Genomic DNA, 14,667 nt, shown 5'->3' on the forward strand with positions numbered 1-14,667 from the left:
GCATGGCGAGCGTGGGGGCCTCATCTCAGTTCAGAGCTTGGCCGTTCTAGCGAATTTTTCGAGCTGCTCGTTGCCGCGCTGAATGGCGGCATCGATACCTTCCTTCGCGGTCTTCTTGCCGGCCCAGATCAGCTCGAATTCCTCATCGACGATGGTGCGGATCTGCGGGTGGTTGCCCAGGCGCACGCCACGCGACTTGTCGGTGGTCTTGCGGATCATCTGGTTGACGGCCACGTCGCTGCCCGGGTTGGCCTTGTAGAAGCCGCTGGCCTCGGTAGCAACAAAGGCCGCCTTGGTGGCCGGCAGGTAGCCGGTGCGCTTGTGGCTTTCSGAGGCGACATCGGCCCGCGCCAGGTAYTCGAAGAACTTGGCCACGCCCTTGTACTCGGCCGGCTTCTTGCCTGCCATCACCCAGAGGCTGGCGCCGCCGATGACGGTGTTCTGCGGTGCGCCGGGCACGTCCGGGTAGTAGGGCAGGGCGGTGATGCCGAAGGCGAACTTGGCGTTCTTCTTGATGTCGCCGTAGATGCTGGACGAGGCCGTGGTCATGGCGCACTCGCCCGACACGAAGGTGGCGTCGGACGTATTGCCGCGGCCCTTGTAGACGAAGAGCCCTTGCTTGGACATGTTGGCCAGGTTCTCGATGTGGCGCAGGTGCAGCGGCGTGTTGAAGGCCAGGCGCGCGTCCAGCCCGCCAAAGCCGTTGTTCTTCGTCGCGAACTCGACGTTATGCCAGGCCGAGAAGCTCTCCAGCTGCGTCCAGCTCATCCACGATGTGGTGAGGGGGCACTTGCTGCCGTTGGCCTTGAGCTTGGCGGCGGCGGAGGCCACTTCGGGCCAACTGGTGGGCGGCTTGTCGACGCCGGCGGCCTTCAGCGCATCCCGGTTGTAGAAGAAGACCGTCGTCGAGCTGTTGAAGGGGAAGCTCAGCATCTGGCCGTTGGGGGCCGTGTAGTAGCTGGCCACCGCCGGCACGTAGGCGCTGGGGTCGAAGGGGATGCCGGCCTCCTTCATGATGTCCGCCACCGGCTTGATGGCGGCCTTGCTGGCCATCATGGTGGCCGTGCCGACCTCGAAGACCTGCAGGATGTGGGGTGCATTGCCGGCCCGGAAGGCGGCGATGGCCGCGGGCATGGACTCGTCGTAGGTGCCCTTGAAGGTGGGGATGACCTTGTAGTCCTTCTGGCTGGCGTTGAAGTCTTTGGCCAGGTCGTTGACCCATTCACCGCGCGCGCCGCCCATGGCGTGCCACCACTGGATCTCGGTCTGGGCCTGGGCCGGGCTGGCCAGGCCCAGGGCAGCGCCCAGCGCCATGACATAGGCGAACGACTTCATTGCAGTGTCTCCATGCGGTGTTTTGCGGGCCAGCATAGCGCCGCTTGATGAGCGACGAATGGCGGGCAAACACGGTGGCGCCCTGGGGGCAACCCCCCTCGGTTAGGATTCCAACCCTTGCCGCGAGGGGCCGTGGCCACAAGCCGGGTAGTCCTTGCCCGCCCTGCTGCCGACCCGAGCCGCTGCCCGCCCGAACCAGCCTGCGAAGGCTACTTTTCCGGTCACGCCGGTTGCCATGAACGCTCCGCATCCCCTGATGCCCACCGCTGAAGCGGCTGAGAGCGCAGCCCCCCGGTTGCGCGAGATTCCCTACAACTACACGTCGTTCTCCGACCGCGAGATCGTCATCCGCCTGCTGGGCTCCCGGGCCTGGGAGCTGCTGGACCAGTTGCGGCTAGAGCGCCGCACGGGCCGCTCCGCGCGCATGTTGTACGAGGTGCTGGGCGACATCTGGGTGGTGCAGCGCAACCCGTATCTGCAGGACGACCTGCTGGACAACCCTCGCCGCCGTGGCCAGCTGATCGAGGCCCTGCACCATCGCCTGGGCGAGGTGGAGAAGCGCCGTGACGCCGCTGCCGATGCGCAACGCGACGCGTCGGTCGGTGAGCTGCTGAAGGCGGCGCGTGGTGCAGTGGCCGAGTTCGCACTGATGTTTGAGCGCGTTGCTGAACTGCGCAAGCGCTCGGCCAAGAAGCTCGCCAAGCACACCGCCAAGGACAACATCAAGTTCGACGGCCTGTCGCGSGTGTCCCACGTGACGGACGCGACCGACTGGCGCGTCGAGTACCCCTTCGTCGTGCTGACGCCCGACACCGAGGCCGAGATGGCCGGCCTCGTGGGCGCCTGCTTCGAGCTGGGGCTGACCGTGATTCCGCGAGGCGGTGGCACGGGCTACACGGGCGGCGCGATTCCGCTGGTGTGGAACAGCGCCGTCATCAACACCGAAAAGCTGGAAGCGCTGCGCGGCGTCGAGATGCTGCGCTTGCCCGGCCTGGACCGCGAGGTGCCGACCATCTTCAGCGAGGCCGGTGTCGTCACGCAGCGCGTAGCCGACATGGCCGAGGCCAACGGCTTCGTCTTCGCGGTGGACCCGACCAGCGCCGAGGCGAGCTGCATCGGCGGCAACGTAGCCATGAACGCCGGCGGCAAGAAGGCCGTGCTGTGGGGCACGGCGCTGGACAACCTGGCCAGCTGGAAGATGGTGACGCCCGAGGCCAAGTGGCTGGAGGTCATCCGCCTCAACCACAACCTCGGCAAGATCCATGACGTGGAGATGGCCAGCTTCGAGCTGCGCTACTTCGACGCCTCCGGCACCAAGCTGGAGAAGACCGAGCGCCTGGACATCCCGGGCCGCGTCTTCCGCAAGGAGGGCCTGGGCAAGGACGTGACGGACAAGTTCCTCGCTGGCCTGCCGGGCATCCAGAAGGAAGGCTGCGACGGCCTCATCACCAGCGCGCGCTGGATCGTGCACCGCATGCCGGCGCACGTGCGCACTGTCTGCCTGGAGTTCTTCGGCAACCCCAAGGACTGCGTGCCCAGCATCGTCGACATCAAGGACTACATGTTCTCGATTGCCGACACGGGTGTGCTGCTGGCGGGCCTGGAGCATTTGGACGACCGCTATCTGAAGGCAGTGGGCTACGCCACCAAGAGCAAGCGCGGCGGCCTGCCCAAGATGGTGCTGGTGGGCGACATCGTCGGCGACGACGCGGATGCCGTGGCGCGTGCGACGAGCGAGGTCGTGCGCCTGGCCAATGGCCGCTCGGGCGAGGGYTTCGTTGCCGTCAGCGCCGACGCGCGCAAGAAGTTCTGGCTGGACCGCAAGCGAACGGCGGCCATCAGCAAGCACACCAACGCGTTCAAGGTGAACGAGGACGTCGTCATCCCGCTGCACCGCATGGGCGAGTACACGCTGGGCATCGAGCGCATCAACATCGAGCTGAGCCTGCGCAACAAGCTGGCGCTGGTAACGGCGCTGCAAGCCTTGTTCCTGACGGGCAAGCTGCCGCTGGGCAAGAGCGACGACGCGGGTGACATCCCGAGCGCGGAGCTGCTGGAAGACCGGGTGCAGCAGGCGCTGGCCTTGCTGCGCGAAGTGGGCGACCTGTGGCAGCAATGGCTGGATGGCCTGGACAGCGGCTTCTTCGAGGGCCTGCAGACGCACGAGCTGCGCGCATCGTGGAAGACGCAGATCCTCAAGCCCCTGCAGGCCCTCTTCAACGGCGCGGCCTTCGAGCCGCTGATTGCCGAGCTCAAGCGCATCCACAAGGAGGTGCTGCGCGGCCGCGTCTGGGTGGCCCTGCACATGCATGCCGGCGACGGCAATGTGCATACCAACATCCCCGTCAACAGCGACAACTACGAGATGTTGCAGACGGCGCATGCGGCCGTGGCGCGCATCATGACGCTGGCGCGCTCGCTGGACGGTGTCATCTCCGGCGAGCATGGCATTGGCATCACGAAGATCGAGTTCCTGACCGACGACGAGATCGCCAACTTCACGGCCTACAAGAAGCGCGTCGACCCCGAGGGCCGCTTCAACAAGGGCAAGCTGCTGAAGGATGCTTCCCTGCCGGCCGACCTGCGCAATGCCTACACGCCGTCCTTCGGCCTGATGGGGCACGAGTCGCTGATCATGCAGCAGAGCGACATCGGCGAGATCGCCAACTCGATCAAGGACTGCCTGCGCTGCGGCAAGTGCAAGCCGGTCTGCGCCACGCACGTGCCGCGCGCCAACCTGCTCTATTCGCCGCGCAACAAGATCCTCGCCACCTCGCTGCTGGTCGAGGCCTTCCTGTACGAGGAGCAGACGCGCCGCGGCGTGTCGATCAAGCACTGGCAGGAGTTCGAGGACGTGGCCGACCACTGCACGGTCTGCCACAAGTGCCTCTCGCCCTGCCCGGTCAAGATCGACTTCGGCGACGTGACGATGAACATGCGCAACCTGCTGCGCAAGATGGGCCAGAAGACCTGGCGGCCGGGCAATGCGGCGGCCATGTTCATGCTGAACGCGACCAACCCCGAGACCATCAAGTTCATGCGCACGGCCATGGTGGGCATCGGCTTCAAGGCGCAGCGCTTCGCGGTCGACCTGTTCAAGCTCGCGGGGCGCAAGCAGACCAGCGCGCCCCCGGCCACGCTGGGCGCCGCGCCGATCAAGGAACAGGTCATCCACTTCATCAACAAGAAGCTGCCCGGCGGCCTGCCCAAGAAGACGGCGCGGGCGCTGCTGGACATCGAGGACAAGGACTACGTGCCCATCATTCGCCCGCCGTCGATGGCGAGCGAGACCGAGGCGGTGTTCTATTTCCCCGGCTGCGGCTCGGAGCGGCTGTTCAGCCAGGTGGGCCTGGCCACGCAGGCCATGCTCTGGCATGCCGGCGTGCAGACGGTGCTGCCGCCCGGCTATCTGTGCTGCGGCTACCCGCAGCGCGGCTCGGGCCAGTTCGACAAGGCCGAGAAGATGATCACCGACAACCGGGTGCTCTTCCACCGCGTCGCCAACACGCTGAACTACTTGGACATCAAGACGGTGGTGGTGTCGTGCGGGACCTGCTTCGACCAACTGCAGGGCTACAAGTTCGAGGACATCTTCCCGGGCTGCCGCATCATCGACATCCACGAGTACCTGCTGGAGAAGGGCATCACGCTCGGGTCCAAGACCAGCTACCTGTACCACGACCCCTGCCATTCGCCGATGAAGCTGCAGGAGCCGATGAAAACGGTGAAGGCGCTGGTGGGTGACAACGTCGTGAAGAGCGAGCGCTGCTGCGGCGAGAGCGGCACGCTGGGCGTGACGCGGCCAGACATCTCGACGCAGGTGCGCTTTCGCAAGGAAGAGGAACTGCGCAAGACCGAGACGCAGCTGCGCGACAGCGGCAAGGTCGGCGCGAACGACAACCTGAAGATCCTGACGTCCTGCCCGAGTTGCCTGCAGGGTCTGTCCCGCTACGGTGATGACTTGCAGAACGGCCTGCTGGAGGCCGACTACATCGTCGTCGAGATGGCCAACCAGATCCTCGGCCCCAACTGGATGCCGGAGTACGTGGCCAAGGCCAACAACGGCGGCATCGAGCGGGTGCTGGTGTGAGCTGCCCCTTGTGCGAGGGCGACGGCGGTTTCGTCGTCGCTCGCACGCCGCAGTTCCGCGTCGTGCGCGTCGTCGATGGCGACGAAGCGCAACGTTTCCCGGCCTTTTACCGACTCATCTGGAGCGCCCATGTCGCCGAGTTCAGTGACCTGTCGGTCACGGATAGACACGCCTGCATGGACGCTGTCACCGAGATCGAGCGGACCTTAAGGTCTTTGCTCGCGCCGACCAAGGTCAACATCGCCAGTCTCGGCAATGTCGTGCCTCATCTGCACTGGCATATCGTCGCGCGTTTCGACTGGGACAGCCATTTCCCAGCGCCAATCTGGGCCATGCCCCAGCGCGAACTGGGCGGCCCGGCGGTAGAGCGCCTGCCGCTGGCGCTTGCTCGCGTCGACGCCGCCGTGCTTCACTCGTTGACCATCGCGATCCGATAGCCACGCCCGGCGCCGGCGACCTGCTGGTTGTTGCGGTCGTCGGGATCGATGAAGTCGACGCGGAAACGATAGATCTGCGCGCCGGCCGTCTTCTGCGGGCCGCACTCCAACATGTTGGCCGCGTTGCGCACGGTGCGCTCGATGCGGTTGGAGATGCCGTCGGTCCTGACAGCAGTGACTTCACCGCCGTCGATGACGATCTGCACCTTCACTTGGCCGACACGGCGCTCGTTCTCCCAGGTGGTCTGCAGCGCGTCCTGCAGTTGGCGGTCGAGGCTGGCGCAGGCGTCGTGAATGTCGTAGCGCACGGGCGCCTCGACGACACGGCCGCTGACTTCGACGCGCTCCAGATCCCCTGGGGCGGCCAGCGCGGGGCCTGCAGTCAGGGTCAGCGCGACTGCACACGCGACGCCGGCAAACAGGCTGTTGAGCAAAGGGGTGCGCTGGGCAATCGAATAGCGGTTGGACATGACGAGCTCCTGTGGGTTCTTGGTGGGGGGGCGGGCGCCGCAAAACGCGTCGACCTGTGTTCAGGCTAGGCGCGTGAATGAGCGGCCCCAAGCCGCAAGCGATGAGTTGCCGGTGCCATGTGACGACCCGCTGAAAACCGCGACCGAATTGCTGCCGGCTTGTTTCGCTCGCTCGAGCGTGCGCATGCCATTGGTCACGGGCGCTGTCATCCGTGATTGCCCGCTAGGGTTACTTCCGTCACTGCGGCTGGTGACAAGGCTGCCTTCGTGCCGCGGACACACTGCGGCCCGCTTCGGATGCGCCATGCCGGCCAGGACGGTTTTGTTGTTGGGTTGAGTCCTGCCGGCGAGCTGAACACAGTGGTGCTCCTCGTGGAGATCCCGCGGGCCGAGCCGGTGCGCCGTCCGCCACGGTGACTTTTCCGGAACCACCACAAATGAGTTTTGCTTTTGCCAACAAGAGAACCCTGCTCGCACTGGCCTGTGGCCTGCTGACGGCGGGTGCCAGCCAGGCTGGCGTATCCAACACCCAGGTCGACGTGGGCGTTGCCAGCCTGGTGCGTGCGAGCAGTACCGACCGCCTCATCGTCAGCTACCGCGACGCCTCCCAGGTCGATGCCCAGGACGCCACCGTACTGCGCGCCGTCGGCATCGCTACCAACGCACTGGAAGCTCGCCTGAATGTCGTGAACTCGGCGCTGGCCCTGCGCGGCGCCAAGGCCCGCGTGCTGCGCCAGATGGGCACTGGCGCCCACATCTACAAGCTCGACAAGGCGCTCTCGCACGGCGAAATGCTGAGCCTGGCCAACCAGCTCAAGGCCGCCGACCCCAACATCGCCTACGCGGAACCCGACCGCAAGATGTACCCGATGTTCACGCCCAACGACACGAGCTACAGCTCGCAGTGGGACCTGTACGAGACGACCGGCGGCATCCGCGCCCCGGCGGCCTGGGACCTGTCCACCGGCTCGGGCGTCGTCGTGGCCGTCATCGACACCGGCTACCGCCCGCATGCCGACCTGTCGGGCCAGATCGTCGCCGGCTACGACATGATCAACGACACGGCCGTCTCCAACGACGGCAGTGGCCGTGACAGCGACCCGAGCGACCCGGGCGACTGGACCGCCGCGGGCGAATGCGGTACCGGCGAGCCGGCCAGCAACTCCAGCTGGCACGGCACGCATGTGGCCGGCACCATCGCGGCCAAGACCAACAACTCCACCGGCGTGGCGGGCATCGCCTTCAACGCCAAGGTGCAGCCCGTGCGCGTGCTGGGCAAGTGCGGCGGCTACACCTCCGACATCGCCGACGGCATGGTCTGGGCCTCGGGCGGCAGCGTCTCGGGCCTGCCCACCAACGCCACGCCGGCCAAGATCATCAACATGTCCCTCGGTGGCGGCGGTGCCTGCGACACCACGTCGCAGAATGCCATCAACAGCGCCCGTTCGCGCGGCACGAGCGTCATCGTCGCAGCCGGCAACGAGAACCAGAACGCCAGCAACTCCAACCCGGCGAACTGCTCCGGCGTGGTTGCCGTGGCAGCCACGGATCGCAATGGTGCTCGCGCCTACTACTCGAACTACGGCTCCATCGTGACGCTGGCGGCGCCCGGTGGTGACGTGCGCTCCAGCAGCAGCAACGGCATCCTCAGCACGCTGAACGCCGGCACCAAGGCGCCGGGCGCCGACAGCTATGCCTACTACCAGGGCACGTCGATGGCCACGCCGCATGTGGCCGGTGTCGTCGCGCTGATGATGAGCGCCAAGCCGACCGCCACGCCCGACCAGATCAAGGCCGCGCTGATCAGCAGCGCGCGAGCCTTCCCGGGCAGCTGCTCGCAATGCGGCGCCGGCATCCTGGATGCGGCGGCTGCGGTGGCGGCCATCACGGGCACGGGCGGCCTGCCGACGGTCAACGAGACCGAGTCCAACGGCTCGATCTCGGCGGCCAACACCGTCTCGGCACCGGCCAACGTGGCCGGCACCATCGGCTCGACCAGCGATACCGACTACTTCAAGGTGACGCTGCCGGCCGGCAAGACGCTGGCCGCGACGCTGACCATGGGCAGCAGCAGCAACGACTTCGACCTCTACGTCAAGAACAGCTCCGGCACGACGGTGGCCAGCAGCGAGAAGGCGGCGGGGCAGGTCGACAGCGCGAGCTACGCCAATGGCGGTTCAGGCTCGATCACGCTGTATGTGCAGGTGCTGCGCTACAGCGGCACGGGCTCGTACACACTGAAGCTGCAGTGGTAAGCGGTTTGGCTGCTTGAATGGGAACGGGGCTTCGGCCCCGTTTTTTCTTTGTGGCATTTGCGGTTGTTCTTTTTGTTCGGTGCATTGCCGGGAGTCCGTCCCGGCGGCCGGGTAACTTTCTTCTTCGACACCCTCCTGGCGCGTCAGAGAAAAGTTACCCGCCCTCGCGGGGCGGATTCCCGCGGCACTGCACACGGGTCATGAGGACCGCGGCAAGAGCGACCAAAAAAGAAAACGGGGCCGAAGCCCCGTCTCAGTTCAATCAACAACCCGACTCACCACACCGTCAGCGGATCACTCGCCACCATCGCACTCCCCGCCTTGCACGAGAACGCCTGCGCGAAGTAAGCCGAATTGCTCATCGGCGTCAGCACGCGGAACTTGGCCGGCGAGTGCGGGTCGGTTCGCACCTGGTTGATGAGGAACTCGGTGCGCACCTTGGATCGCCAGACCAGCGCGTTGCTGATGAAGAAGCGTTGTGCCGGCGTGTAGCCTTCGATCTTCCGGTCCGCGCCACCGCTGCGCTTGAGCGCGCGCTGCAGGCCCTCGTAGGCGATGGGCAAACCCGACATGTCGGAGATGTTCTCGCCCAGCGTGAGCCGGCCGTTGATGTTGTAGCCGGGCAGCGGCGAGATCGCCGCGTAGCGGTCGGCCACCTTGTCGGCACGGGCCTTGTAGCCGGCGGCGTCGGCCGGCGTCCACCAGTCGGTCATTGAGCCGATGGCGTCGAAGTTGCGGCCGCTGTCGTCGAAGTGGTGGGTGATCTCGTGGCCGATGACCGTGCCGATGGCGCCGTAATTGGTCGCATCGTCAGCCTTGGCGTCGAAAAACGGCGGCTGCAGGATGCCGGCCGGAAGGGTGATCTCGTTGAGGCCGCCCGCCTGCGCATTGACGATGTGCGGCGCCATGCGCCAGCGGCCGCGCTCCACCGGCGAATCCAGGTCCTTGACCTGCTGGCCACTGTGCCACAGCGAGACCCTGAGCCAGTTGCCGGCATAGTCGTTGGCGCCGAGCTGCAGGCCTTCGTATTGCGGCCACTTCTCGGGCGCGCCGATCTTGGCCTGCATGCTGGCCAGTTTTTCCAAGGCCTTGGCCTTGGTGCCAGGCGTCATCCATTCCAGCTTCTCGATGCGCTCCTTCATGCTGGCGCGCACGTCTTCCACGAGCAGCCCCGCGCGCTTTTGCGCCTCGGGCGAGAAGGCGCGTGTAACGAACACTTCTCCCAGCGCCAAGCCCATCGGCTCGCCGCCGGTGCGCCCGCCGATCTGCAAGATGACGTCCTCGCTGCGCGGCGGGGGCGCTTGCAAGCCGGTGATGGTCTTGCCGCGGTACTCGAACGAGGCCGTGGCGTAGGCCTTGGGCAGGCGGGGCGACAAAGTGTCCAGCACGCGTACCGCCAGGTAGCGGCGCCACAGGTCCAGCGGCGCATCAGTGGCCAGCTTGGCCACGCGTGTGGCGAATTCCGGCTGGCCCACGAGGAAGCGCTGCGGCGGCTTGGCGCCCGCGGTCAGCACGGCCAGGTAGGCGCTCCAGTCCAGCCCCGGTGCGGCGGCGGCCAGTTCCGCCGGGCTCATCGGGTTGTAGCTGGCGTTCGGATCGCGCAACCTGGCGCGCTCGCGGGTGGCCTCGGCCAGTTGGGCCTCGAAGCCGATCAGCGCGTCCAGCTCGGCGTCACTGGCCGGGCGGCCGGCGGCGGCGAGCAGGGTCTGGGCGAAGCTGCGGTAGGCGGCGCCGACGGTGCGGGTGCGCTCGTCGCTGCGGAAGTAGTCGTCACGGTCCGGCAGGCCCAGGCCCGACTGCGAAAGCGCCAGCACGTTGCGGCGCGTGTCCTTGCGGTCGGCCTGCACGCTGAAGTTCAAAGGTGCGTGGATGCCGCTGCGATTCAGCAGCGCCAGCAGGGTGGGCAGGTCTTCGCGGCGCTGCAGGCCGTCAATCCGGTTCAGCAGCGGCGTGATCGAACTGATGCCGCGCGCCTCGACGGCGGCCTCGTCCATGCCGCTTGAGAAATAGGCCGCAATGAGCTTCAGGCCCGGTGTGTTCTGCAGCGCCGGCTTGTCGGCCAATTCCTTCAGTGCCTTGTCCAGCACCGCGTCGTTGTTCTGGCGCAGCTGATCGAAGTTGCCAATGCGGCCACGGCTGGCAGGCACCTCGGTGGCGGCCTCCCAGTTGCCATTGACGAAGGCGTAGAAGTCGTCGCAGGGGCTGACGTCCTTGGACAGGCCGCTCAGGTCGAGGGCCTGGGCGGCGGCGGCCAGGCCGAGCAGGGCGGTGGCAGCGGCCAGGCGATGGCGGGCGAATCGGGGCATGGAGGTGACGAGCTGGAAGCCGTGAAACCGGGAGATTAGAGCGGCCACCGCCATCGCGGGCCGGAAGACACAAGGCATGATTACGGGTTTTCACCAAGTCACTTGCTCCTGGTCATGCCCGTTTTCCTGCGCCCGATGCTGGCCCTCGCTGCCTCACTTCTGCTGTCCTCAGCGGCCCTTGCCCAACCCGTGCAAGGGCAGGGCGCCACCTTTCCATCCAAGGTCTACGAGACCTGGGCGCGCGCCTTCGAGAAGGCCGGCGGCGGCGCCGTTGCTTACAAGGGCACGGGCTCGGGCGACGGCATCAAGCAGATCGGTGCCCGCAAGGTGGATTTCGGCGGCACCGACGCGCCGCTGCCGCCGTCCGAGCTGGCCAAGCAGAAGCTGGTGCAGATCCCGATGCTGATCGGTGGCGTCGTTCCGGTCGTCCATCTGCCGCTGGCCGCGCCGCTACAGCTCGACGGCGAGGTGCTGGCCGACATCTTCCAGGGCCGCATCAAGGTCTGGAACGATGCCCGCATCGCGGCGCTGAACCCGGGTGTCGGCCTGCCTGGCCTGGCGATCAAGCGCGTCGTGCGTGCCGAGAAATCGGGCACCACCGAGGGCTTCAGCCGCTATCTCGCGGGCGCTTCGGCCGCGTTCAAGACCGACGTCGGCATCGGCCAGTTGCCCGCCTGGCCGAGCGACCCGCTGAAGGCCGAGGGCAATGACGGCATGGTGCAAACGCTGCGCGCCACGCCGGGTGCCATCGCCTATGTCTCCTACGACCGTGTGCTGCGCGACAAGCTGGCCGCCGTGAAGCTGCGCAACGCGGCCGGCCGCTTCGTGCTGCCGACCGAGCAGGGCTTTCGTGCCGCCGTCCTGGAGAGCGACATGCACCGCCAGGGCGACGACCTCGCCACGCTGCTGGACCGCCCGGGCAACGACGCCTGGCCGATCACCTTGACCAGCTTCGTGCTGGTGGATGCCGAACCCGCCACGGCCACCAGGACGCAGGGCGCGCTGAAGTTCCTCTACTGGTGCTTCATGCATGGCGACGACCTGACCCGCGGCACCGGCTTCGCGCCGCTGCCCATCGGCGTGCAATCTCGTCTGGCAGCGCGCTTTACCCAGGTGCGGCCCAAGGACGGCCAGCTGCCGGCCTACCAGAGCTTCTAAACTGCCCAGCCATGGCCGCCCCGACAGAACTCACCGTCCACCAGCACTCTCGCGTCCTGGAGATCGCCTTCGACGACGGCGCGCGTTTTCGCATCCCCTTCGAGCTGATGCGCGTCTACAGCCCCTCGGCCGAGGTCATGGGCCATGGCCCGGGCCAGGAAGTGCTGCAGACGGGCAAGCGCGACGTGGGCATCACCGGCCTGGAGCCGGTCGGCCACTACGCCGTGCGGCCCGAGTTCTCGGACGGTCACGCCAGCGGCCTGTTCACCTGGGACTATCTCTACAAGCTGGGCAGCCAGCAGGACGCTCTCTGGCGCGACTACGAGGCCCGCCTTGCCGCCGCTGGCAAGAGCCGCGACGACGCCATGCCCGTCAAAGGTGGCGGCAGCTGCCATTCGCATTGAATCCCGGCACTGAATCCATGACTCAAACGCATTTCGGTTTCCAGCAGGTCGACGAGAACGAGAAGGCCACCAAGGTCCGTGGCGTCTTCGACTCGGTCGCTTCCAAGTACGACCTGATGAATGACCTCATGTCGGCCGGCATGCACCGGGCCTGGAAGGCCTACACCGTGCAGGTCGCCAACCTGAAGCCGGGCGAGCGAGCCCTGGACATTGCCGGCGGCACCGGTGACCTGTCGCGCGCCTTCGCCCGCAAGGTCGGCGAGACCGGCCTCGTCGTGCACACCGACATCAACGAGGCCATGCTGCGCCAGGGCCGCAACCGCTTGTTGGACGAGGGTCTGATCCTGCCCACCAGCCTGGCCGACGCCGAGAAGCTGCCCTTCAAGAGCGAGAGCTTCGACCTCGTCAGCGTTGCCTTCGGCTTGCGCAACATGACGCACAAGGAGCAGGCCCTGGCCGAGATGTGCCGCGTGCTCAAGCCGAGCGGGCGGCTGCTGGTGCTGGAGTTCTCGCGCATCGCAGAGCCGCTGAAGAAGCCGTACGACTGGTACTCCTTCAACATCCTGCCCAAGCTGGGTTCGCTGTTCGCTGGCGACGCCGAGAGCTACAAATACCTGGCCGAGTCCATCCGCATGCACCCCGACCAGGCCACGCTCAAGGCCATGATGAAGACGGCCGGATTCGGCCACGTGGACGTGCACAACCTCAGTGCCGGCATCGTCGCCCTGCACGCCGGGATCAAATGTTGACCCCTCGCTCAGTCTTGCCCTGCTGGACGCGGGCAGCCTAATCGGCCTTGCAGGCCGCGCAGCGGTCAAGCCCGCTGCTCTGCGGCAGGCACGGCGAGTCCACTGGACTCACCATGTCCGGCCTCAGCCCCCGGGGGGATGGCGATGCTTGCCGCATTGAGCGGCAAGCACATCGCCTGAGCGGGCCGGCTAGGGAGCGGCCCGTCGCTCGGCCCGAAAGTCGAATACCGAATATTGCGTATCGAATGACGCCGGAAGGCGTCATCCTCAATCGCAAGCGACCACCCCCCAAGAACGTGGGATCTTGGGAACTTCCCGCTTGTATTTGCTCTAACTGCCGGTCGCCGACGAACCCAGTTATGGCTTCGTGGGCCCCGCAGAAGCGACATATCGCGCCGCTACACTCGTCCGCTCTTTGGGGCGGGTGCCCTTTCTCTGCATAACAAGGACCTTCATCAGATGGCAAACCGACAGAACAAGCACCGTGCCCACCTGCTCTTGGCAGTCGTCGCCGTTGCGGCGCTGCTGACGGCCTGCGGTGGTGACAAGGGCGACAAGGCATCCCAGACGGCGGCCAAGGTCAACAAGGAAGAGATCACCGTCCACCAGATCAATTTCGTGCTGCAGCGCCAGCAGGGCCTCAAGCCGGAGCAGGCCGAGGCCGCCAGCCGTCAGGTGCTGGAGCGCCTGATCGACCAGGAACTGGCGGTCCAGAAGGCGCAGGAGCAAAAGCTCGACCGCGACCCGCGCGTCGTGCAGCAGATCGAAGCCGCCAAGCGCGAGATCATCGCCCGGGCTTACGCCGAGCGCGTTGGCGAAAGCGTTGCCAAGCCCAACAACGAAGAGATTGCCAAGTACTACAACGACAAGCCGGCCCTGTTCAAGGACCGCCGCATCTACAGCCTGCAGGAACTGCAGATCGAGGCCAAGCCGGAGCAGTTCGAGACCATCCGCGCCAAGCTCGCGGCGGCCAAGAACCTCAACGAGTTCGCTGAATACCTGAAGTCCGCCGACATCCGCTTCAACGGCAACCAGGCCGTGCGGGCCGCCGAGCAGCTGCCCCTGGCCGGCCTGGACGCCATTGCCAAGATGAAGGATGGCGACTCCATGGTCAGCCCCAGCCCCAACGGGATGACGGTGCTCTTCCTCGTCGGCTCGCGCAGCCAGCCCGTGGATGAAGTCCGCGCCCGCCCTGCCATCGAAGCTTTCCTGATGAACCAGCGCAAGGCCGAAGTCGTGCAGAGGGACATCAAGGCGCTGCGTGACAGTTCCAAGATCGAATACGTCGGCAAGTTCGCGCAGGCGGCTTCGGCGGCTGGCAGCGTAGCGCCTTTGGCGCCCGTCACGGCTGATGTTCCGGCCCCGGTCGCCCCTGTTCCGGCCCCGGCTCCCGCTCCCGCTCCCGCGGCCAGCGGCCTCGATCCGGCTTCCATCTCCAAGGGTATGGGTCTGAAATGATGATG

10 protein-coding genes are annotated in these 14,667 nt (G+C 66.4%); 7 read left to right on the forward strand and 3 right to left on the reverse strand.

What is annotated here, in order from left to right:
• Positions 1 to 30: 30 nt before the first annotated feature.
• Positions 31 to 1,335, reverse strand: a complete 1,305-nt coding sequence (gene ugpB / locus ACXJKJ_RS14470; protein WP_457390609.1) for a sn-glycerol-3-phosphate ABC transporter substrate-binding protein UgpB — start codon at positions 1,333 to 1,335, stop codon at positions 31 to 33.
• A gap of 235 nt (positions 1,336 to 1,570) precedes the next feature.
• On the opposite strand from ugpB, the gene ACXJKJ_RS14475 reads away from it, so the two are divergent.
• Positions 1,571 to 5,425, forward strand: coding sequence for a DUF3683 domain-containing protein (locus ACXJKJ_RS14475; RefSeq protein ID WP_457390610.1), 3,855 nt, complete (start codon positions 1,571 to 1,573; stop codon positions 5,423 to 5,425).
• The gene (locus ACXJKJ_RS14480) at positions 5,422 to 5,862 is read left to right on the forward strand and encodes an HIT family protein (protein WP_457325694.1); all 441 of its coding nucleotides are present in this window, start codon (positions 5,422 to 5,424) and stop codon (positions 5,860 to 5,862) included. Before ACXJKJ_RS14475 ends, ACXJKJ_RS14480 begins: the two co-directional genes overlap by 4 nt.
• Here ACXJKJ_RS14480 and ACXJKJ_RS14485 read toward each other — a convergent pair.
• Entirely contained in the window at positions 5,835 to 6,332 is a 498-nt protein-coding gene (locus ACXJKJ_RS14485) for a hypothetical protein (protein WP_056204144.1), read from the reverse strand. The two genes, ACXJKJ_RS14480 and ACXJKJ_RS14485, sit on opposite strands and share 28 nt — an antisense overlap.
• A gap of 437 nt (positions 6,333 to 6,769) precedes the next feature.
• Between ACXJKJ_RS14485 and ACXJKJ_RS14490 the strand changes: the two genes are divergently transcribed.
• Positions 6,770 to 8,587, forward strand: coding sequence for a S8 family peptidase (locus ACXJKJ_RS14490; RefSeq protein WP_457390611.1), 1,818 nt, complete (start codon positions 6,770 to 6,772; stop codon positions 8,585 to 8,587).
• Positions 8,588 to 8,862: 275 nt separating this feature from the next.
• Here ACXJKJ_RS14490 and ACXJKJ_RS14495 read toward each other — a convergent pair whose 3' ends face one another.
• The gene (locus ACXJKJ_RS14495) at positions 8,863 to 10,893 is read right to left on the reverse strand and encodes a M13 family metallopeptidase (protein ID WP_457390612.1); all 2,031 of its coding nucleotides are present in this window, start codon (positions 10,891 to 10,893) and stop codon (positions 8,863 to 8,865) included.
• A gap of 114 nt (positions 10,894 to 11,007) precedes the next feature.
• On the opposite strand from ACXJKJ_RS14495, the gene pstS reads away from it, so the two are divergent.
• From pstS to ACXJKJ_RS14515, 4 genes are all read left to right on the forward strand, one after another.
• A complete protein-coding gene (gene pstS / locus ACXJKJ_RS14500; protein ID WP_457390613.1) occupies positions 11,008 to 12,051 on the forward strand; it encodes a phosphate ABC transporter substrate-binding protein PstS in 1,044 nt (347 codons plus the stop codon).
• 11 nt (positions 12,052 to 12,062) lie between these two features.
• Positions 12,063 to 12,455, forward strand: a complete 393-nt coding sequence (locus tag ACXJKJ_RS14505) for a gamma-butyrobetaine hydroxylase-like domain-containing protein (RefSeq protein ID WP_056204136.1) — start codon at positions 12,063 to 12,065, stop codon at positions 12,453 to 12,455.
• 17 nt (positions 12,456 to 12,472) lie between these two features.
• On the forward strand, positions 12,473 to 13,204 hold the full coding sequence (gene ubiE, locus ACXJKJ_RS14510) for a bifunctional demethylmenaquinone methyltransferase/2-methoxy-6-polyprenyl-1,4-benzoquinol methylase UbiE (RefSeq protein WP_457390614.1): 732 nt from the start codon (positions 12,473 to 12,475) through the stop codon (positions 13,202 to 13,204).
• Positions 13,205 to 13,663: 459 nt separating this feature from the next.
• Positions 13,664 to 14,662, forward strand: a complete 999-nt coding sequence (locus tag ACXJKJ_RS14515; RefSeq protein WP_457390615.1) for an EpsD family peptidyl-prolyl cis-trans isomerase — start codon at positions 13,664 to 13,666, stop codon at positions 14,660 to 14,662.
• Positions 14,663 to 14,667 lie beyond the last annotated feature (5 nt).

The sequence above is a fragment of the Roseateles sp. P5_E1 genome (genome assembly GCF_054049335.1).

Bases quoted from the DNA above. Each gene is read 5' to 3' on its own strand.
- ACXJKJ_RS14505 (WP_056204136.1), top strand. From the start codon at position 12,063: ATGGCCGCCCCGACAGAACTCACCGTCCACCAGCACTCTCGCGTCCTG.
- ACXJKJ_RS14495 (WP_457390612.1), bottom strand. From the start codon at position 10,893: ATGCCCCGATTCGCCCGCCATCGCCTGGCCGCTGCCACCGCCCTGCTC.
- ubiE (WP_457390614.1), top strand. From the start codon at position 12,473: ATGACTCAAACGCATTTCGGTTTCCAGCAGGTCGACGAGAACGAGAAG.
- pstS (WP_457390613.1), top strand. From the start codon at position 11,008: ATGCCCGTTTTCCTGCGCCCGATGCTGGCCCTCGCTGCCTCACTTCTG.
- ACXJKJ_RS14490 (WP_457390611.1), top strand. From the start codon at position 6,770: ATGAGTTTTGCTTTTGCCAACAAGAGAACCCTGCTCGCACTGGCCTGT.
- ACXJKJ_RS14485 (WP_056204144.1), bottom strand. From the start codon at position 6,332: ATGTCCAACCGCTATTCGATTGCCCAGCGCACCCCTTTGCTCAACAGC.
- ACXJKJ_RS14515 (WP_457390615.1), top strand. From the start codon at position 13,664: ATGGCAAACCGACAGAACAAGCACCGTGCCCACCTGCTCTTGGCAGTC.